This is a genomic window from Acinetobacter gyllenbergii CIP 110306 = MTCC 11365 (assembly GCF_000413855.1).
In the GTDB taxonomy this organism is placed as follows: domain Bacteria; phylum Pseudomonadota; class Gammaproteobacteria; order Pseudomonadales; family Moraxellaceae; genus Acinetobacter; species Acinetobacter gyllenbergii.
Map to the genome: position 1 here is coordinate 175,329 of NZ_ATGG01000006.1, position 18,975 is coordinate 194,303.

The window sequence follows — 18,975 nt, forward strand, 5'->3', positions numbered from 1 at the left end:
CATTCTAACGATAATAGGTTTTAGCGCATGAAGTCGCATTTAAGAGTACATTATTTTCAGCATATTGCTGGTGAAGGTTTTGGCAGTTGCTATGATTATTTGAAAGCACACAAAGCAAAAATTACCGCAACGGAGTTTTTTGCCTTGCCTGTTGATTTACCTTTGGAATTAGAAGCCCTACCACGTGTAGATGAGGTTGATCTACTGATCATTATGGGGGGCACCATGAGTGTCAATGATGAGGCAAATTATCCTTGGTTAAGGCTGGAAAAAAGATGGTTACGCCGTTATCTGGCTGCTGGAAAACCTGCGATTGGTCTATGTTTAGGTGGACAGTTGATTGCCAATGCCTTGGGGGCTGCTGTGAGTCGCAATCAGTATCAGGAGTTGGGGTGGATGGATGTTGGGCGTGCTTCGCATGTACCCGAAGAGTATTTTCAGATCCCAGAGCAGTTAAATATTTTACAATGGCATAGTGAGACCTTTGAAATCCCGAAAGGTGGGATTCGTTTGGCTGAGAATAAGGTATGTCGGAATCAGATGTATCAAATTGGACGTAATGTTTTAGGATTTCAATTTCATCCTGAAATGACACCGCATGCACTAGCCCTGCTGATTGAAAATGAAGAGGATATGGCAGTATTCAAGGGAGAGTACGTCCAGCCGATGTCCGAATTAAAAAGAACCTTAAAGAGTAAATTTGAACAAGGAAATCGTTTGCTCAATCAGGCAATTGATTATGTGGTGAGCGCTTAGTAAACAGGAATTTTATTAAAAAAAGAAAAGAAGAATTGCATAAGACTTAAACAATCGTTATAATGGGCGACCCTCAAATGGAGGGCGTTCACTACGAAGAAAGTAGTCAACGCATTACAGTCGTGGCATCGATCACGACCATAGTGATTTTCACTGCCCTTGACACTTACCAAAAGGTGAGGTGCGTCATGGGTGATTCTTTATATATTTGGCTTGGAGTTTACTGGTATGTCTAACCAGAGAATTCGTATCCGTTTGAAGTCTTTTGATCATCGTCTGATTGATCAATCTGCTCAAGAGATCGTAGAAACCGCTAAGCGTACTGGCGCACAAGTGTGTGGTCCAATCCCGATGCCTACTCGCATCGAACGCTTCAACGTTCTTACTTCACCACACGTCAACAAAGACGCTCGTGACCAGTATGAAATCCGCACTTATAAACGTTTGATCGACATCGTTCAACCAACAGATAAAACTGTTGATGCATTGATGAAGTTAGATCTTGCTGCTGGTGTAGATGTTCAGATCGCTTTGGGTTAAGGCTTTCGGTTAATTAGCTTAATTTATAAGTTAATTAGGCCGCTTTATTAGAGGTTTATGCACATGGCTATTGGTTTAGTCGGTCGCAAATGTGGTATGACTCGCGTCTTTACAGATGCTGGTGTATCTGTACCTGTTACAGTTATCGAAGTCGATCCAAACCGCATTACGCAAATCAAAACACTTGAAACTGATGGTTATCAAGCAATTCAAGTAACTACTGGTGAACGTCGCGAATCGCGCGTAACTAACGCTCAGAAAGGTCACTTCGCGAAAGCGGGTGTTGCTGCTGGTCGTTTAGTTAAAGAGTTCCGTGTTACTGAAGCTGAGCTTGAAGGCCGTGAAGTTGGTGCTTCTATCGGTGTTGATTTGTTCACAGTTGGTCAAATTGTTGACGTAACTGGTCAATCAAAAGGTAAAGGCTTCCAAGGTGGTGTTAAGCGTTGGAATTTCCGTACGCAAGATGCTACTCATGGTAACTCTGTATCTCACCGTGTATTAGGTTCTACAGGTCAAAACCAGACTCCTGGTCGCGTGTTCAAAGGCAAGAAAATGGCTGGTCACTTAGGTGACGAACGCGTAACAGTTCAAGGTCTTGAAATCGTATCTATTGACGCTGAACGTTCTGTTTTAGTTGTTAAGGGTGCTATTCCTGGTTCAACTGGCGGTGACGTTATCGTACGTCCTACCATCAAGGCCTGAGGGGAAATACTGTGAATTTAAAAACTGTTTCCGGCTCTGCTGTTGAATTGTCTGAAGTTGCTTTCGGACGTGAATTTAACGAAGCTCTTGTACACCAAGTTGTTACAGCTTACTTAGCTGGTGGTCGTCAAGGTACTCGTGCTCACAAATCACGTGCAGATGTTTCTGGCGGTGGTAAAAAGCCATTCCGTCAAAAAGGTACTGGTCGCGCTCGTGCGGGTTCTATTCGTAGCCCGATCTGGGTTGGTGGTGGTAAAACTTTTGCTGCTCGTCCACAAGATTGGTCTCAAAAAGTAAACCGTAAGATGTATCGCGGTGCAATGCAATGTATCTTAGCTGAACTTGTTCGCCAAGATCGTCTTGTATTAGTTGAAGAGTTTGCTGTTGCAGCTCCAAAAACTAAAGACTTGCTTGCAAAACTTACAGACTTGAATGCAACTCGCGCATTGATCATTACAGATGCTGTAGATGAGAACTTGTATCTCGCAGCTCGCAACCTTCCACACGTTGATGTGGTTGATGCTACTGCTATTGATCCTGTTAGCTTGATCGCATTTGATAAAGTTGTAATGTCTGTAGCTGCTGCTAAGAAAATTGAGGTAGAACTCGGATGAACAACGAACGTATCTATCAAGTCCTATTAGGACCAGTATTCTCAGAAAAAGCACAAGTTTTAGGTGATACTGCTGGTGTTCAAGTGTTCAAAGTTGCATTAAATGCAAACAAACTTGAAATCAAAAAGGCAGTTGAGCAACTCTTCGGTGTTGAAGTTGTAAAAATCAATACAACGATCACTAAAGGTAAAACAAAACGCTTTGGTAAAACATTAGGACGTCGTTCTGATGTGAAAAAAGCATACGTCACCCTGAAAGCTGGCCAAGATGTAGAAATGGCTGACTTGGGCGATACCGCTGAAAACGCAGCGGAATAAGGACGAGAATTATGCCAATTCAAAAATGTAAGCCAACGTCTCCAGGACGTCGCTTTGTAGAGAAAGTGGTTCATGACCATCTTCACAAAGGCGCGCCTTATGCACCGTTGGTAGAAGCTAAAAAACGTACTGGTGGTCGTAATAACAATGGTCACATCACTACACGTCACGTGGGTGGTGGTCATAAGCAAAACTACCGTATTGTTGACTTTAAACGTAACAAAGATGGTATTCCAGCGACTGTAGAGCGCATCGAATACGATCCTAACCGTACAGCTCATATTGCTTTATTGAAATATGCTGACGGTGAACGTCGTTACATCATTGCACCTAAAGGCTTACGCGCTGGTGATAAAGTTCAATCTGGTAACGATGCTCCAATTCGTCCAGGTAACTGCTTGCCACTTCGCAACATGCCAATCGGTTCTACCCTTCATAACCTTGAACTTAAAATCGGTAAAGGTGCTCAATTAGCACGTTCTGCTGGTACTTCAGTTCAGTTATTGGGTCGTGATGGTTCTTACGCTATCGTTCGTTTACGTTCTGGTGAAATGCGTAAAGTCCATGTTGAATGTCGCGCTGTAATTGGTGAAGTTTCTAACCAAGAAAGCAACCTTCGTTCATTGGGTAAAGCTGGTGCTGCGCGCTGGCGTGGTGTTCGTCCTACCGTTCGTGGTATGGCGATGAACCCAGTAGATCACCCGCATGGTGGTGGTGAAGGGCGTAGCAAAGGTATTCAACCTGTAAGCCCATGGGGTCAAAAAGCTAAAGGGTACAAGACACGTACCAATAAGCGTACGACTAAGATGATTATTCGCGACCGTCGCGTCAAGTAAGGGAATCTGAATAATGCCTCGTTCATTAAAAAAAGGTCCATTCGTCGACGCGCATTTGTTCGCTAAGGTTGAAGCTGCGATTGCTGCTAACAACCGTAAGCCGATCAAAACATGGTCACGTCGTTCAATGATCCTTCCAGACTTTGTTGGTTTAACAATTTCTGTTCACAATGGCCGTAACCACGTTCCAGTAATTGTTACTGAACACATGGTTGGTCATAAATTGGGTGAATTCGCGCCAACTCGTACCTATCGTGGTCACGGTGTTGATAAGAAGTCTAAACGTTAATAGGTGCTATGATGGAAGTAACTGCTAAATTACGCGGTGCCGCTATCTCGGCACAAAAAGCACGTTTAGTTGCTGATTTGATCCGTGGTAAGTCGGTTGCACGTGCGATAGACATTTTAAACTTCAGCAACAAGAAAGCAGCTGTGCTTGTTAAAAAAGCACTTGAATCTGCAATCGCGAATGCTGAACACAACAACAGCTTAGATGTTGATGACCTTAAAGTAACTACGATTTACGTTGATGAAGGCATGAGCCTTAAACGTATCATGCCACGTGCTAAAGGCCGTGCAGATCGTATTACTAAGCGTACTTGTCACATCACCGTTAAGGTAGGGGTTTGATATGGGTCAGAAGGTTCATCCAATCGGTATCCGCCTAGGTGTTGTGAAACGCCATAACGCTAACTGGTATGCGAGTCCGAAACAATACGCTGAATACTTGCTTAAAGATCTTCAAGTTCGTGAGTTTTTAATCAAAAAACTTAAAAACGCGATGATCAGCAATATTCTTATCGAACGTCCTACAGGCGCTGCTAAAGTAACAATTAGCACTGCTCGTCCTGGTATCGTTATCGGTAAAAAAGGCGAAGATATTGAGAAATTACAGCGCGAACTCACCAACATTATGGGTGTTCCAGCTCAAGTTAGCATCAATGAAATTGATCGCCCTGACTTGGACGCACGTTTAGTTGCTGAAGCAATTGCTTCTCAATTAGAAAAGCGTGTTATGTTCCGTCGTGCTATGAAGCGTGCGGTTCAAAACACAATGCGTGCTGGCGCTAAAGGTATCAAAGTTGAAGTTTCTGGCCGTTTAGGTGGTGCAGAGATCGCTCGTACTGAGTGGTATCGTGAAGGTCGTGTACCTTTGCATACACTTCGTGCTGACATCGACTATGCTACTATGCGTGCAGAAACAACATACGGTACGATCGGTGTTAAAGTTTGGATTTTCCGTGGCGAGATCTTAGGTGGCATGAAACAAGTCATGAACCCTGCTCCTGCTGAAGAGCGTCCAGCTAAACGCGGTCGTGGTCGTGGTGAAGGTCAAGAGCGTCGTGGTCGTCGCGGTGACCGTGCTGCTGACAAGGGAGAATAATCCATGTTGCAACCTAAACGTACCAAATTCCGTAAAGTGCACAAAGGCCGTAACACTGGTCTAGCGCATCGTGGTAGTACAGTATCATTTGGTTCGATTGCAATTAAAGCAACTGAACGTGGTCGTATGACTGCGCGTCAGATTGAAGCTGCACGTCGTACCATTAGCCGTCGTATCAAACGTGGTGGTAAAATCTTCATCCGCGTATTCCCAGACAAACCAATTACCGAAAAACCATTAGAAGTTCGTATGGGTAAAGGTAAGGGTAGCGTGGAATACTGGGTTTGTCAGATCCAGCCAGGTAAGATCCTGTACGAAATTGAAGGTGTTAGCGATGAGTTAGCGCGTGAAGCTTTTGCTTTAGCTGCTGCTAAACTCCCGTTTAAAACCACTATCGTGACTCGGACGGTGATGTAATGAAAACTAAAGATCTACGTGAAAAGTCGGTAGAAGAGTTGAAAGCTTTGCTTGATGAGCAACAGCTTAACCAATTCCGTCTTCGTATGGCGAAAGCAACTGGTCAATTAGGCAAATCGCATGAAGTGCAAATTGCTCGTAAGACAATTGCTCGTATTAAGACACTCCTTACCGAAAAACAGGGGAACGGACAATGAGTGAAAAAACAGTCCGCACGTTAACCGGCAAAGTCGTAAGCGACAAAATGGACAAGTCTATTGTTGTGCTTATTGAACGCCGCGTTCAACACCCGTTGTATGGCAAATCAATCCGCCGTTCAACTAAATTACACGCTCATGATGAGAACAATGTTGCTAAATTAGGCGACTTGGTAACCATCAAAGAAAGCCGCCCAATTTCTAAAACTAAAGCTTGGACTTTAGTGGAAGTAGTTGAAGCTGCTGCTGAGTAATTAGACGTTCTTGTTGCATCATCGGACAATTTCGAGTACTCTTTGAGCCTTTCGAAATTGTGACCGGTGATGCTCGGTTTTGGAGTAGGGCAATGATTCAAACCGAAAGTATGCTCGACGTAGCAGACAACAGTGGTGCACGCCGCGTACAATGTATTAAAGTACTTGGTGGTTCACACCGTCGTTATGCTTCAGTTGGCGATATTATTAAAGTTACTGTAAAAGAAGCAATTCCACGCGCACGTGTTAAAAAAGGTGACGTGATGAATGCTGTAGTTGTTCGTACAAAATTCGGCATCCGTCGTCCAGACGGTTCAGTTATTCGTTTCGACGATAACGCAGCTGTTATTTTGAACAACAACAAAGCTCCGATTGCGACTCGTATCTTCGGACCAGTGACTCGTGAACTTCGTACTGAACAGTTCATGAAAATCATTTCATTGGCTCCTGAAGTTCTATAAGAGGCAATCATGGCTAAGATTAAAAAAGGCGATCAAGTAATTGTGATCGCAGGTAAAGAAAAAGGCAAACAAGGTATCGTTTTGTCTGTTTCTGAAGATCGAGTTAAGGTCGAAGGCCTTAACTTAGTGAAGAAGCATCAAAAGCCAAACCGTGTAACTGGCGCTGAAGGCGGTATCGTTACTCAAGAGGCTACGCTTCATATTTCAAACGTGGCAATTTTTAATGCTACAACCCAAAAGGCTGACCGTATTGGTTACCAAGTGATTGATGGCGCGAAAACTCGTGTTTATAAATCAAATGGTGAATCAGTGGCGGTAGCGAAGTAATAGGTTGAATAGGCAATGGCCAGACTTAAAGCACGTTACAACGACGAACTTAAAGCAAAGTTACAAGAAGAACTTGGCGTTAAGAATGTGATGGATATTCCTCGCATCACAAAAATCACTCTTAACATGGGTGTAGGCGCAGCTGCAACTGATAAGAAATTATTAGATGGCGCTGTTGCTGATATGCAACTCATTGCTGGTCAAAAACCAGTTGTGACACTTGCTCGTAAATCAATCGCTGGTTTCAAAATCCGTGATGGTTGGCCGATTGGTTGTAAAGTTACTTTACGCGGCGACCAAATGTACGAATTCTTGGATCGTTTGATCTCGATCGCAATCCCTCGTATCCGTGACTTCCGTGGTTTCTCTGCGAAATCATTTGATGGTCGTGGTAACTACTCTATGGGTTTAAAAGAGCAAATCGTTTTCCCTGAAATCGATTTTGACAAGATTGATCGTATCCGTGGTTTAGACATCACGATTACGACAACTGCTCGTAGCGATGACGAAGGCCGTGCGCTTATGCGTGCATTCGGCTTCCCGTTCAAATAAGAGGTCGATATGGCTAAGAAAGGTATGATTAATCGCGAATTGAAACGCGAAAAGACAGTTGCTAAATACGCTGCAAAACGTGCTGAATTAAAAGCAACGATTGCAAATGTAAACGCAAGTGACGAAGAACGTTTCGAAGCGACATTAAAGTTACAGGCATTGCCACGTAACGCATCTCCAGTACGTCTTCGTAACCGTTGTGGTTTAACTGGTCGTCCTCATGGTTACTTCCGTAAGTTCGGTTTAAGCCGTAACAAATTACGTGACACAGTAATGCAGGGTGATGTACCAGGCGTTGTTAAGGCAAGCTGGTAAGGAGCGACTAAATGAGTATGCAAGATACCGTTGCCGACATGTTAACACGTGTTCGTAACGCACAAATGGCGAAGAAACAAACTGTTTCTATGCCTTCTTCTAAGTTGAAAGTTGCAATTGCAAACGTACTTCAACAAGAAGGTTATATTTCAGATGTAGCAGTTGCTCAAGAAGAGACAAAAGCTACTCTGACAATTACTTTAAAATATTTCGAAGGCAAGCCTGTTATCGAAACCGTTAAGCGCGTAAGCCGTCCAGGTCTACGTCAATATCGCGGTAAAGATAAAATTCCTAGCGTTAAGCAAGGTTTAGGTATTGCAATTGTTTCTACAAGCAAAGGCATCATGACTGATCGCGCTGCACGTGCTGCGGGCATCGGTGGTGAAGTTATTGCTTTTGTTTCTTAATAGGTGATTCCTCATGTCTCGTGTGGCTAAAGCCCCAGTAGCTGTACCTAACGGTGTAACAGTTACTCAGAACGGCCGGCAGGTCGAAGTGAAAGGCAGCAAAGGTACATTGTCTTTCAACCTGCATGCGCTGGTCGAGCTAAAACAGGAAGAAGGTAAACTTCAACTTGCTCCAGCTAAAGAGTCGAAAGACGCTTGGATGCAGGCTGGTACTGCTCGCGCTGTATTGAACAACCTTGTAAAAGGTGTTAGCGAAGGCTTCGAACGTAAGTTACAGCTTGTTGGTGTTGGTTATAAAGCTGCGGTTAAGGGTACTTCTGTAAACCTTAACCTTGGTTACTCACACCCGATTGACTACGCTTTACCTGAAGGTGTAACAGCGGAAACTCCAACTGCTACTGAAATCATTTTGAAATCAGCAAACAAGCAGTTGTTAGGTCAAGTGGCAGCGGAAATCCGTGCATACCGTGCTCCTGAACCATATAAAGGTAAAGGTGTTCGTTATTCGGATGAAGTTATTCTTCGTAAAGAAGCTAAGAAGAAATAAGGCGCGAGGTTCTTATGAACGAAAAGAAACAAACCCGTTTGCGTCGTGCGAAAAGCACACGCTTGCACATTCGTGCATTGGGTGCGACTCGTTTGTGTGTAAACCGCACGCCGCGTCACATCTATGCGCAAGTTATTTCAGCAGATGGTGGCAAAGTTTTAGCGCAAGCTTCAACTTTAGATGCATCTTTGCGTAGTGGTACTACTGGTAACGTGGAAGCGGCTACGAAAGTTGGTGCTTTGATCGCAGAACGTGCTAAAGCAGCTGGTGTTACCAAAGTTGCATTTGACCGTTCTGGTTTTAAATATCATGGTCGTATCAAAGCCTTGGCTGATGCTGCTCGTGAAGGCGGCTTGGAGTTCTAATCATGGCGAAAGTTGAACAAAACGAAGGTCTCGTTGAAAAGCTGGTTGCCGTTGATCGTGTAGCCAAGGTTGTTAAAGGTGGTCGTATCTTCTCTTTCACAGCATTAACTGTTGTGGGCGATGGTAATGGTCGTGTAGGTTTTGGTCGTGGTAAAGCACGTGAAGTTCCAGCTGCTATTTCTAAAGCACTTGAAGCTGCTCGTCGTAACATGATCACTGTAGACCTTGCTGGTACTACTTTACAACACCCTGTGAATGCTCGTCATGGCGCAAGCCGTGTATACATGCAACCTGCTTCAGAAGGTACTGGCGTAATTGCTGGTGGCGCTATGCGTGCTGTTCTTGAAGCTGCAGGTGTACATAACGTACTTGCTAAATGTTATGGTTCTACAAATGCTGCTAACGTAGTAAACGCAACTTTCAAAGGTTTGCGTGATATGACTTCTCCTGAGAAAGTCGCTGCGAAACGTGGTCTTTCAGTAGAACAAATTCAAGGGTAATCAATCATGAAAACGATTAAAGTTACCCAGACTAAATCTTCATCGCATCGTTTAAAAAATCATAAACTTTGCCTTCAAGGTTTAGGTCTGCGTCGTATTGGTCATACTGTAGAAGTGCAAGATACGCCTTCTAACCGTGGTATGGTCAACAAAGTTTACTATATGGTTAGTGTAGAGGAATAAGCCATGACTCTGCGTTTAAATGAACTTGCACCTGCAGAAGGTGCTAAGCGTGAACACCGTCGTTTAGGCCGTGGTATCGGTTCTGGCGTTGGTAAGACTGGTGGCCGTGGTGTCAAAGGTCAAAACTCACGTAAAAGTGGTGGTACTCGTCCAGGCTTTGAAGGCGGTCAAACTGCGTTATATCGTCGTTTGCCTAAATTCGGTTTCACTAGCCAAATCGCTTTGAAAACTGCTGAAGTACGTTTGTCTGAGCTCAATAAAGTTGAAGGTGATGTTGTTAGCCTTGAAACTTTAAAAGCTGCGAATGTTGTTCGTCGTGACCAAATTCGTGCTCGCATCGTTCTTTCTGGTGAAATCACTCGCGCATTCACTGTTAAAGGTGTTGTGTTGACTAAAGGCGCTAAAGCTGCTGTTGAAGCTGCTGGCGGTAAAGTCGAGGAGTAATCTCGAGTGTCTATGACTCCTAGTTCTTCAGGTCATGTCAACATGATGAAAGGCCAACCGTTTCATGTGAAATACCGTGAAATTATTCGTCGATTAATGTTCTTGATTGGCGCGTTATTGGTCTTTCGACTAGGAGCGCATATTCCGTTGCCGGGGATTGATAACGTAGCGCTAGCACAGTTTTTTAAAGCTAATGAAGGTACCTTCTTAGGTTTATTTAACATGTTCTCTGGTGGTGCGTTAGAACGCATGTCGATTCTAGCGTTAGGGATTATGCCGTACATTTCTGCATCGATTATCGTGCAGTTAATGTCGACCGTCGTTCCTTCGCTAGAAGCTTTGAAAAAAGAAGGCGAGCAAGGCAAACGTAAGATCAATCAATATACGCGTTACGGCACCTTATTTCTTGCACTCGTGCAAGGCGTAGGGATGTGTGCTGGCTTGATCAGTCAAGGTATTACCTTAACTTCAGGCTTGGCATTCTACGTTCCAGCAGTAACTTCGTTAGTTGCAGGAACAATGTTCTTGATGTGGTTGGGCGAGCAAATTACCGAACGTGGTGTTGGTAATGGTATCTCGATGATCATTTTCGCAGGGATCGTGGCAGGTTTGCCAAATCTTGTGATTCAGTCGTTTACGTCTGTACAGAATGGTCAGGGTAGTTTAATTGGTTTAGCTGTATTCGGTTTACTCTCATTAGCCGTTTTAGCTGCGATCGTGTTTATTGAAAAAGCACAACGTCGTATTCCAGTGAACTACGCACAAAAACAGCAAGGTCGTCGTGTATTTACTGCACAGCAAACACATTTGCCGTTAAAAATTAACATGGCAGGTGTTATTCCAGCGATTTTTGCAAGCTCATTGTTATTATTTCCAGCGAGCTTGGGACAATGGTTAGGAAGTGCTGATCCAAATGCAGGGATTGTGAAGCGCAGCCTACAAGATCTGGCATTGGTGTTATCGCCTGGACAGCCGTTGTATCTAATGCTCTTTGGCGCGTTAATTATCTTCTTCTGTTATTTCTATACGGCGCTTGTATTTAGCCCGAAAGAAGTCTCAGAGAATTTAAAACGTAGCGGGGCATATGTACCTGGTATCCGTCCAGGTGAGCAAACGGCTCGTTATTTAGATCACATCCTTAACCGTTTGACCTTCATCGGTGCAATCTACATTACCGTGGTATGTTTAATGCCTATGGTGCTACAAAGTTCGTTTGGTATTCCATTCCATTTGGGTGGAACATCTTTACTGATTGTAGTGGTAGTGGTAATGGACTTTATGGCGCAACTCCAAGCGCACCTTACTTCGCATCAATATGATAATCAAACGTTAATGAGAAAAACGACTGCTCATCCTAAGGGATAAGCGCACTTAGAAGGTTTCATCATGAAAGTACAAGCTTCTGTAAAGAAAATTTGTGGTAGCTGTAAAGTTATCCGTCGTAATGGGGTTATTCGCGTAATTTGTAGCGCAGAACCTCGTCATAAGCAGCGTCAAGGTTAATTTAATTAAGACCTGTTGATTTCAGTAGGCTAATTAGGTTATTATCCGCCCCTCAAGATTTTTGTGGGGCGGTTGATTATCTTGACTGCCTTTTTGGAGAAAATTGAATGGCTCGTATTGCCGGTGTAAACATTCCGGATAACAAGCATGCTGTTATCTCTCTCACGTATATTTTTGGTGTAGGTCGCCACACTGCTAAGAACATCTTGGCTGCTGTAGGTATCACTGAAACTACTAAAATCCGTGAATTAGATGATGCTCAGCTTGATGCGATTCGTGCAGAAGTTGCTAAGGTTCCGACCGAAGGTGATTTACGTCGCGAAATTTCCATGAACATTAAACGTTTAATGGATTTAGGCTGCTACCGCGGTCTTCGTCATCGTCGCAGCTTGCCTGTTCGCGGACAACGCACCAAAACTAACGCACGTACCCGTAAAGGTCCGCGCAAACCGATTAAGAAATAAGATTTCTGGAAGCTAAAAGATGGCTAAAGATACTCGCGCACGCAAGAAGGTCACTCGTACCGTCTCTGAAGGTGTCGCACACATTCACGCTTCTTTTAATAACACCATTGTTACGATTACCGATCGTCAAGGTAATGCATTGGCTTGGGCTACCTCAGGTGGACAAGGCTTCCGTGGATCACGTAAATCAACACCGTTTGCTGCTCAGGTAGCTGCTGAAGTTGCTGGTAAAGCTGCTTTAGATTACGGTTTGAAAAACTTGGACGTCCTTGTAAAAGGTCCTGGTCCTGGTCGTGAATCTGCGGTTCGTGCATTAGGTGCAGTGGGTTATAAAATTAACAGCATTACCGATGTGACTCCAATTCCGCACAACGGTTGCCGTCCACCTAAAAAACGTCGCGTGTAAGGAGAAACATTCATGGCTCGTTATATTGGTCCAAAATGCAAACTCTCTCGCCGCGAAGGGACAGACCTGCAATTAAAATCTGGCGTTAAACCGTTTGACGTTAAGACTAAAAAACATGCTAAAGCTCCTGGCCAACATGGCGGAGCTCGTGGTAGCAAACAATCAGAGTACTCACTACAATTACGTGAAAAACAAAAAGTACGTCGTATGTACGGTGTGTTAGAGCGTCAATTTAGTAACTACTACAAAGAAGCTGCTCGTGTGAAAGGCGCAACAGGTGAAAACTTGTTGAAATTGCTTGAAAGCCGTCTTGATAACGTTGTTTATCGCATGGGTTTTGGTTCTACACGTGCAGAAGCTCGTCAGTTAGTATCTCACCGTAGCATCACTTTGAACGGTCGTCGTGTTAACATTGCATCTATCCAAGTTAAAGCTGGTGATGTAATTGCAGTACACGAAGGCGCTAAACAACAATTACGTATTAAAAACGCAATTGAATTAGCTGCTCAACGTGGTATCCCTGCTTGGATGGAAATTGACCATTCTAAGTTAGAAGGTACGTTTAAAGCTGCGCCAGATCGTTCTGATTTACCTGCTGAAATCAACGAAAGCTTGATTGTAGAATTGTATTCTAAATAATCCTTGAGGTAGCAATAAATGACGCGTACTGCAAACGAGTTTCTAACTCCGCAAGCGATCAAGGTCGAAGCGGTGAGCGGGACCTCGGCAAAAGTGATTCTGGAACCTTTAGAGCGTGGCTTTGGTCATACTCTAGGTAATGCTTTACGTCGCATTCTATTGTCTTCTTTACCTGGCGCTGCTGTGGTTGAAGTAGAAATAGAAGGTGTCGAGCACGAGTACAGTACTTTAGAAGGCTTGCAGCAGGACATCGTCGAGCTCTTGCTGAACCTAAAAGGATTGTCTATTAAGCTGTTCGATCAAAATGAAGCATATTTGACATTAGAGAAACAAGGGGCGGGTGACGTAACTGCAGCTGACCTTCGTTTACCTCATAATGTTGAAGTGGTTAACCCTGATCATTTAATCGGTACTTTGAGTTCTACAGGTTCATTGAAAATGCGCCTGAAAGTTGCTCAAGGTCGTGGTTATGAAACATCTGACTCACGTTTCCCTGAAGGTGAAACACGTCCAGTAGGTCGTTTACAGTTAGATGCTTCTTATAGCCCAATCAAGCGTGTTTCATACACAGTAGAAAATGCTCGTGTTGAACAACGTACCGATCTTGATAAGTTAGTGATCGATCTTGAGACTAACGGAACTGTTGATCCAGAAGAAGCAATCCGCAAAGCGGCAACAATCTTGCAACAACAAATTGCAATTTTTGTTGATCTTCAGAAAGATCAAACTCCAGTTGCTCAAGAACCTCGCGAAGAAGTTGACCCAATCTTGCTTCGTCCAGTAGATGATCTCGAGCTTACTGTTCGTTCTGCTAACTGTTTGAAGGCAGAAAATATTTACTACATTGGTGATCTTGTTCAACGTACTGAAGTTGAGTTGTTAAAAACTCCTAACTTAGGTAAAAAATCGTTAACAGAGATCAAAGATGTTTTGGCATCGAAAGGTTTACAACTCGGCATGCGTTTAGAGAACTGGCCACCAGCTAGTCTCCGTATGGATGACCGTTTTGCCTATCGTAGCCGTTAATTAAGTAGGACTATCACCATGCGTCATCGTAATAGTGGTGTGAAATTAGGCCGTACAAGCAGCCATCGTAAGGCGTTGTTCCAAAATTTAACAAATGCTTTAGTAGAGCACGAGTTAATTAAAACAACTTTACCTAAAGCGAAAGAACTTCGCCGCGTTGCTGAGCCTTTAATCACTTTAGCTAAAAACGATACAGTAGCAAACCGTCGTTTAGCGTTTGCTCGTACTCGTTCTGCAGCAACTGTTGGTAAATTATTTACCGTTCTTGGCCCTCGTTACAAAGAACGTAACGGCGGTTATCTTCGTGTTCTTAAAGCGGGCTTCCGTGCAGGTGATGCTGCACCGATGGCTTACGTTGAACTCGTTGACCGTGAAGTAAAATAATACTTCTACGTGTAGAACAGTCAGTTGTTCCAAAAAAGACCGGTGTAATAACCGGTCTTTTTTATTGTCTGGTTTTAATCAGCATTTGAAATAGAAGACTTTTAAAGCATGATTCGCTGATCAATTGTCGTTTGTGGATCAGGCTAATGTGCTAAATTAAGCCGTGTTACTATAAAAAATTAAAATAGACCAATATGTTTGATGTTGAGATTAAAATTCTAAGTGTCAATGAGCTGAATGATTTTAGAGTAATCAGACTTTCAGCATTAGCAAAAGCCCCAGCAATGTTTGGTTCTTCTTATGCTGTAGAAGTGCTAAAACCACTAACGTTTTTTGAAAGCTGCTTATCAAATTCAACCATCTTTGGTGTTTATCACAACAATAGCATTATCGGTTTAGCGACTTTGACACGAGAGATTGGAGTAAAGCTTTGTCATAAAGCTCATTTATCCAGTGTATTTATTGAACCTGAATTTCAAAGGCAAGGGATAGCAAGTAAATTGCTGGATGCGGTCATTGAATATAGCAAAGACTATGTCGAACAAATTTTACTCGTTGTCGCTGATGATAATCAGCCAGCTATTGATTTCTACCAAAAACGAGGTTTTCAAACTTATGGGGTAGAGTCAAAAGCATTAAAAAATAACACAGAATATACGGATGAGCTGTTAATGAAGCTTTTCTTGCCCTAGCATTTATTTGCAACTGACCAGTTGTTGGATCTATTCTTTCAAATTGCTAACTTGTCCATCGCTACAAATTTTTCGCCCTTTCATTCATCTCTTTGTTTAAAGAGATCCGATCAAAAACTCAGGATTTTGTAGTCTTCAATTTCTTTAAAATGTCCCGAAGTGATATGAAAAAACCGATGAATGACCAAACTTGACATTGCGTATTGTCAAATTTGTGCTTTAATAAAGTCATGGTTTATACAGGGTATAAAAAAAATGGAAAAGCAAGTTGATGTATTAATTATTGGTGCAGGTATCTCTGGGATTGGGTTAGCTGTGCATCTCTCTAAGAACTGTCCACAACGTAAATTCGAAATCTTAGAACGTCGTGATAGCTTTGGTGGGACTTGGGATTTATTCCGTTACCCTGGTATTCGTTCTGACTCAGATATGTCAACTTTTGGTTTTAATTTTAAACCATGGGCAAAAGACAAAGTATTGGCGAGTGGTGCTGAGATCAAGGGCTATTTAAGTGATGTGATCAGCGAAAATCAGTTAAAAGATAAAATTCATTTTGGTCATCGTGTCCTTTCTGCAAACTACGATTCTGCAAAGAAAAAATGGGCTGTTGAAATTGAAGACAGTAACAAGAAGAAGCAAACTTGGTCAGCAAACTTTGTGATGGGTTGTACGGGTTACTATAACTATGACCAAGGTTATGCACCGAAATTTCCAAAGCAAGAAGACTTTAAAGGTCAATTGATCCATCCACAACATTGGCCTGAGAATTTAGATTACACAGGCAAGAAAGTGGTGATTATTGGTAGTGGTGCAACTGCAATTACCCTCGTACCTTCTATGGTGAAAGGTGGAGCAGGACATGTCACCATGTTACAGCGTTCACCTTCGTATATTGCGACAATTCCTTCAATTGACTTTATTTATGAAAAAACCCGTAAATTTATGTCTGAAGAAACGGCCTATAAATTTACCCGCGCACGTAATATTGGTATGCAACGTGGTATCTATGCATTGGCACAGAAATATCCGAAAACAGTGCGTCGCTTATTGTTGAAAGGTATTGAGTTGCAGTTGAAAGGTAAAGTGGATATGAAACACTTTACGCCGAGCTATAATCCTTGGGATCAACGTTTATGTGTGGTGCCAGATGGTGACTTATTCAAGGCATTACGTGAAGGCCATGCCAATGTTGAAACAGATCAAATTGAAAAGTTCACTGCCAATGGTATTCAGCTGAAATCAGGAAAACACCTTGAAGCAGATATCGTGATTTCAGCGACAGGTTTGGAAATTCAAATCCTGGGTGGAGTGAAAGGCACGATCGATGGTAAGCCAATGGATACTTCTCAGCATATGCTCTATCAAGGGGTGATGGTCAGTGATGTTCCGAATATGGCGATGATCATTGGCTATATCAACGCGTCTTGGACCTTAAAGGTTGATATTGCAGCGGATTATATCTGTCGTTTACTCAATCACATGGACAAAAATGGCTATGATGAAGTGATTGCACATGCCGATCCAGCATTGCGTGAACACGATACCATTATGGGTAAAATGTCTTCGGGTTATATCGCACGTGCAGCGAATGTGATGCCGAAGCAAGGTAAAAAAGCACCGTGGAAAATTACCAATAACTATCTTGCTGACCGTAAGGAATTGAAAGATGCATCATTCAGTGATGAGGTTTTACAATTCCATAAACGTGGTGAACAAGCAGATCGTAAGCCAAAATTAGTGTCGTAATGATCTACTAAAATGATGAAAACCCTATGTAGATACATAGGGTTTTTTTATTGGTGCTGGGTTTTAATCTGATGAATATCGCGTATATTGGGCAGATTATAAAACGTAGATTAAGGATAATCCGGTGAAACAAATATTCATCTTAGGGACCTTGTTGCTCAGTACATTAGCATGTGCTGATGAGCTAAAACAAAAACAAATCATTGCACAAAAGCTGGTGTCAGTTGATGGTACTGAACAAGGTTTGCAAAACACGGATAAGATGATTTTAGAACAAATGCGTATGCGTTTGCCCAAAGATCTGCCTGAAAGCTTTTATACCGATTTAAGCAAGAATTTGAATAGTGAACAGCGTAAGCAATTTATTGTGCAACGCTATGCTGAGAGCTTTAGTGAAAAAGAATTACAGGCAGCGTTGAATTTCTATCAATCTACTGAAGGTAAGGCGTGGGCAAAGAAAGCCAGTGATGTCGGCAGTGAAGTCGCACATTTCACCACCCAAAATGCCCGTACAGCGTTGAATACCACCATGCAGCAACATCTTGATCATCCAACGGTGAAACAACTGATGGCAAGAATGAATCCACAGCCTGTTCCTGCGGTTGAAAAAAAAGAGTAGAAATAAAAAAATCGTGCATTTAGCACGATCTTTTTTTATGGTTGGAGAGATTAGAGCGTACGTGAAATCAGTTCTTTCATGATTTCATTGGTGCCCGCATAGATACGATTGGCACGGTTGTCGATATAGGCACGGGCAATTGGATATTCCAGCATATAACCATAACCTCCATGCAGTTGTAAGCAGTCATCAACCACTTTTGAGAACATATCTGAGATCTTGTATTTCGCAGCAGCTGCGGCATCCACGCCTAAGCTTTCTTCGAGCTGTAGTTCCATACAACGATCCAGATAGGTGCGACAGAAATCAATTTCAGTACGCAATTCCGCCAGTTTAAAGCGAGTATTTTGGAAGGTGCTAATGGCTTTGCCGAATGCTTTACGGTCTTTGGTGTATTGCACGGTATGTGCAAAGGCTGCTTCAGCACCTGCTTGACAGATAATCGCGACCAGCATACGTTCCCAAGCGAGCTCTTTCATCAACATGATAAAGCCCATGCCTTCCATACCTAATAGGTTTTCTTTGGGTACACGTACATTGTCAAAGAACAATTCGCAGGTATCTTGGCCTTTCATCCCGATTTTATTCAAAGGTTTACCTTTGCTAAAACCAGCACGATCCGCTTCAACAATCAATAAGGATAAATTGGCTGAACCTTTTTCATTGTTGCCTGTCTTGCAGACCACAATCGCCATATCGCAGAGATAACCATTGGTAATAAAGATTTTTGAACCATTGATGACATATTCATCGCCATCTAGTACCGCAGTCGTCCGAACAGCTTGTAAGTCTGAGCCTGTGCCAGGTTCAGTCATGGCAATGGCCGTAACCGCTTCGCCTGTGGCCATTTTTGGTAGCCAATGTTGTTTCTGTACTTCATTACCAAAGTTATTGATGTAATTGGCAACGATGTCTGAATGCAGTGAGAAACCCGTACTGGAGTCCATGGCATAAGCTTGTTCTTCAATCAGGATCATACTATAAAGACGATCCACCCCTGATCCTCCATATTGCTCTGGCATGGTGGTACAAAGCAAGCCAAGTGCACCTGCTTTATTCCATAAATCACGATCAACATGCTGTTGTTTCTCATATTTTTCAATATTAGGAACCACTTCCTTTTCATAGAATTTGCGCACGGTTTCGCGGAATGCTTCGTGGTCTGAAGTAAACAGTTTGCGTGGCAGCATGTTTGGAACTGGACGAATAGCACCTGATTGCATTTGTTATTTTTCCCTAGTGTATTGAATTTAAATCATCTTGATCACCATACAAGAAATTGAAAATAGTGAACAATGTGATCAATGCTCAATTTGCTTGATGTATTTGGTCACTTGAGAAAAATCTCTAAGAACTTCATTGGGGAGATCAGGTACAC

Annotated in this window: 32 protein-coding genes and 1 pseudogene; 32 read left to right on the top strand and 1 reads right to left on the bottom strand. The window is 42.8% G+C overall.

The annotated features are described in order from the left end of the window. Positions 1–27: 27 nt before the first annotated feature. The 32 genes and pseudogenes from F957_RS17975 to F957_RS17825 all read left to right on the top strand — a co-directional run bounded on the left by F957_RS17975 (position 28) and on the right by F957_RS17825 (position 17,597). Positions 28–756 (top strand): type 1 glutamine amidotransferase, encoded by a 729-nt coding sequence (locus F957_RS17975; RefSeq protein ID WP_016542834.1) that lies wholly within the window; start codon positions 28–30, stop codon positions 754–756. A 228-nt stretch (positions 757–984) separates the two neighbouring features. Next, positions 985–1,296: a 30S ribosomal protein S10 gene (gene rpsJ / locus F957_RS17970; RefSeq protein ID WP_000070912.1), complete on the top strand. Its 312-nt coding sequence runs from the start codon at positions 985–987 to the stop codon at positions 1,294–1,296. 63 nt (positions 1,297–1,359) lie between these two features. Beyond that, on the top strand, positions 1,360–1,998 hold the full coding sequence (gene rplC / locus F957_RS17965; RefSeq protein ID WP_004657674.1) for a 50S ribosomal protein L3: 639 nt from the start codon (positions 1,360–1,362) through the stop codon (positions 1,996–1,998). An 11-nt stretch (positions 1,999–2,009) separates the two neighbouring features. Then, positions 2,010–2,612, top strand: a complete 603-nt coding sequence (gene rplD / locus F957_RS17960) for a 50S ribosomal protein L4 (protein ID WP_004804113.1) — start codon at positions 2,010–2,012, stop codon at positions 2,610–2,612. Continuing rightward, positions 2,609–2,929 (top strand): 50S ribosomal protein L23, encoded by a 321-nt coding sequence (gene rplW / locus F957_RS17955; protein ID WP_004641070.1) that lies wholly within the window; start codon positions 2,609–2,611, stop codon positions 2,927–2,929. Before rplD ends, rplW begins: the two co-directional genes overlap by 4 nt. Before the next feature lie 11 nt (positions 2,930–2,940). Then, entirely contained in the window at positions 2,941–3,765 is an 825-nt protein-coding gene (rplB, locus tag F957_RS17950; protein ID WP_004657675.1) for a 50S ribosomal protein L2, read from the top strand. A 13-nt stretch (positions 3,766–3,778) separates the two neighbouring features. Then, positions 3,779–4,054 carry a 30S ribosomal protein S19 gene (gene rpsS, locus F957_RS17945; RefSeq protein WP_004641066.1) on the top strand — a complete coding sequence of 92 codons (276 nt, stop codon included), beginning with the start codon at positions 3,779–3,781 and terminating at the stop codon, positions 4,052–4,054. 11 nt (positions 4,055–4,065) lie between these two features. Further along, positions 4,066–4,395 carry a 50S ribosomal protein L22 gene (gene rplV, locus F957_RS17940; RefSeq protein WP_004657676.1) on the top strand — a complete coding sequence of 110 codons (330 nt, stop codon included), beginning with the start codon at positions 4,066–4,068 and terminating at the stop codon, positions 4,393–4,395. A 1-nt stretch (position 4,396) separates the two neighbouring features. After that, a pseudogene (gene rpsC / locus F957_RS17935) lies at positions 4,397–5,213 on the top strand (30S ribosomal protein S3). Next, on the top strand, positions 5,153–5,566 hold the full coding sequence (gene rplP, locus F957_RS17930) for a 50S ribosomal protein L16 (RefSeq protein WP_004657678.1): 414 nt from the start codon (positions 5,153–5,155) through the stop codon (positions 5,564–5,566). The pseudogene rpsC and the gene rplP overlap by 61 nt, the downstream one beginning before the upstream one ends. Continuing rightward, positions 5,566–5,763 carry a 50S ribosomal protein L29 gene (gene rpmC / locus F957_RS17925; RefSeq protein WP_000849927.1) on the top strand — a complete coding sequence of 66 codons (198 nt, stop codon included), beginning with the start codon at positions 5,566–5,568 and terminating at the stop codon, positions 5,761–5,763. The genes rplP and rpmC overlap by 1 nt, the downstream gene beginning before the upstream one ends. Continuing rightward, the gene (gene rpsQ / locus F957_RS17920; RefSeq protein ID WP_004657679.1) at positions 5,760–6,017 is read left to right on the top strand and encodes a 30S ribosomal protein S17; all 258 of its coding nucleotides are present in this window, start codon (positions 5,760–5,762) and stop codon (positions 6,015–6,017) included. Before rpmC ends, rpsQ begins: the two co-directional genes overlap by 4 nt. A gap of 92 nt (positions 6,018–6,109) precedes the next feature. Continuing rightward, positions 6,110–6,478, top strand: coding sequence for a 50S ribosomal protein L14 (rplN, locus tag F957_RS17915; protein WP_004657680.1), 369 nt, complete (start codon positions 6,110–6,112; stop codon positions 6,476–6,478). 9 nt (positions 6,479–6,487) lie between these two features. Further along, positions 6,488–6,805 (top strand): 50S ribosomal protein L24, encoded by a 318-nt coding sequence (rplX, locus tag F957_RS17910; protein WP_004804115.1) that lies wholly within the window; start codon positions 6,488–6,490, stop codon positions 6,803–6,805. A 15-nt stretch (positions 6,806–6,820) separates the two neighbouring features. Then, a complete protein-coding gene (gene rplE / locus F957_RS17905; RefSeq protein ID WP_004641052.1) occupies positions 6,821–7,357 on the top strand; it encodes a 50S ribosomal protein L5 in 537 nt (178 codons plus the stop codon). Positions 7,358–7,366: 9 nt separating this feature from the next. Continuing rightward, entirely contained in the window at positions 7,367–7,672 is a 306-nt protein-coding gene (gene rpsN / locus F957_RS17900; RefSeq protein WP_004641050.1) for a 30S ribosomal protein S14, read from the top strand. Between the two features lie 11 nt (positions 7,673–7,683). Beyond that, a complete protein-coding gene (rpsH, locus tag F957_RS17895) occupies positions 7,684–8,079 on the top strand; it encodes a 30S ribosomal protein S8 (protein WP_004775883.1) in 396 nt (131 codons plus the stop codon). A gap of 13 nt (positions 8,080–8,092) precedes the next feature. Continuing rightward, entirely contained in the window at positions 8,093–8,626 is a 534-nt protein-coding gene (gene rplF / locus F957_RS17890; RefSeq protein WP_016542838.1) for a 50S ribosomal protein L6, read from the top strand. Positions 8,627–8,640: 14 nt separating this feature from the next. After that, positions 8,641–8,991 (top strand): 50S ribosomal protein L18, encoded by a 351-nt coding sequence (rplR, locus tag F957_RS17885; protein ID WP_004641044.1) that lies wholly within the window; start codon positions 8,641–8,643, stop codon positions 8,989–8,991. Positions 8,992–8,993: 2 nt separating this feature from the next. Then, on the top strand, positions 8,994–9,491 hold the full coding sequence (gene rpsE / locus F957_RS17880) for a 30S ribosomal protein S5 (protein WP_004657688.1): 498 nt from the start codon (positions 8,994–8,996) through the stop codon (positions 9,489–9,491). Positions 9,492–9,497: 6 nt separating this feature from the next. Continuing rightward, positions 9,498–9,674, top strand: coding sequence for a 50S ribosomal protein L30 (gene rpmD / locus F957_RS17875; RefSeq protein ID WP_003653652.1), 177 nt, complete (start codon positions 9,498–9,500; stop codon positions 9,672–9,674). Positions 9,675–9,677: 3 nt separating this feature from the next. Beyond that, the gene (gene rplO / locus F957_RS17870) at positions 9,678–10,118 is read left to right on the top strand and encodes a 50S ribosomal protein L15 (protein ID WP_016542839.1); all 441 of its coding nucleotides are present in this window, start codon (positions 9,678–9,680) and stop codon (positions 10,116–10,118) included. A 45-nt stretch (positions 10,119–10,163) separates the two neighbouring features. Then, the gene (gene secY, locus F957_RS17865; protein ID WP_171061115.1) at positions 10,164–11,483 is read left to right on the top strand and encodes a preprotein translocase subunit SecY; all 1,320 of its coding nucleotides are present in this window, start codon (positions 10,164–10,166) and stop codon (positions 11,481–11,483) included. A gap of 21 nt (positions 11,484–11,504) precedes the next feature. Next, complete coding sequence (gene rpmJ / locus F957_RS21040; RefSeq protein WP_000867907.1) at positions 11,505–11,621, top strand: 50S ribosomal protein L36; 117 nt, start codon at positions 11,505–11,507, stop codon at positions 11,619–11,621. Positions 11,622–11,728: 107 nt separating this feature from the next. Beyond that, complete coding sequence (rpsM, locus tag F957_RS17860; RefSeq protein ID WP_004657696.1) at positions 11,729–12,085, top strand: 30S ribosomal protein S13; 357 nt, start codon at positions 11,729–11,731, stop codon at positions 12,083–12,085. A gap of 19 nt (positions 12,086–12,104) precedes the next feature. Next, a complete protein-coding gene (rpsK, locus tag F957_RS17855; RefSeq protein ID WP_004281491.1) occupies positions 12,105–12,491 on the top strand; it encodes a 30S ribosomal protein S11 in 387 nt (128 codons plus the stop codon). A gap of 12 nt (positions 12,492–12,503) precedes the next feature. Next, on the top strand, positions 12,504–13,130 hold the full coding sequence (rpsD, locus tag F957_RS17850; RefSeq protein WP_004657698.1) for a 30S ribosomal protein S4: 627 nt from the start codon (positions 12,504–12,506) through the stop codon (positions 13,128–13,130). 18 nt (positions 13,131–13,148) lie between these two features. Continuing rightward, positions 13,149–14,156 (top strand): DNA-directed RNA polymerase subunit alpha, encoded by a 1,008-nt coding sequence (locus F957_RS17845; RefSeq protein ID WP_004657700.1) that lies wholly within the window; start codon positions 13,149–13,151, stop codon positions 14,154–14,156. Positions 14,157–14,174: 18 nt separating this feature from the next. Continuing rightward, positions 14,175–14,540, top strand: coding sequence for a 50S ribosomal protein L17 (rplQ, locus tag F957_RS17840; RefSeq protein ID WP_004641032.1), 366 nt, complete (start codon positions 14,175–14,177; stop codon positions 14,538–14,540). A 194-nt stretch (positions 14,541–14,734) separates the two neighbouring features. After that, positions 14,735–15,232, top strand: coding sequence for a GNAT family N-acetyltransferase (locus F957_RS17835; protein WP_016542840.1), 498 nt, complete (start codon positions 14,735–14,737; stop codon positions 15,230–15,232). 255 nt (positions 15,233–15,487) lie between these two features. After that, positions 15,488–16,978 carry a flavin-containing monooxygenase gene (locus F957_RS17830; RefSeq protein ID WP_016542841.1) on the top strand — a complete coding sequence of 497 codons (1,491 nt, stop codon included), beginning with the start codon at positions 15,488–15,490 and terminating at the stop codon, positions 16,976–16,978. Positions 16,979–17,102: 124 nt separating this feature from the next. Next, positions 17,103–17,597, top strand: coding sequence for a DUF2059 domain-containing protein (locus F957_RS17825; RefSeq protein ID WP_016660139.1), 495 nt, complete (start codon positions 17,103–17,105; stop codon positions 17,595–17,597). A gap of 50 nt (positions 17,598–17,647) precedes the next feature. On the opposite strand, the gene F957_RS17820 is transcribed toward F957_RS17825, so the two are convergent. Beyond that, positions 17,648–18,820, bottom strand: coding sequence for an acyl-CoA dehydrogenase family protein (locus tag F957_RS17820; RefSeq protein ID WP_016542843.1), 1,173 nt, complete (start codon positions 18,818–18,820; stop codon positions 17,648–17,650). Positions 18,821–18,975: the final 155 nt, after the last annotated feature.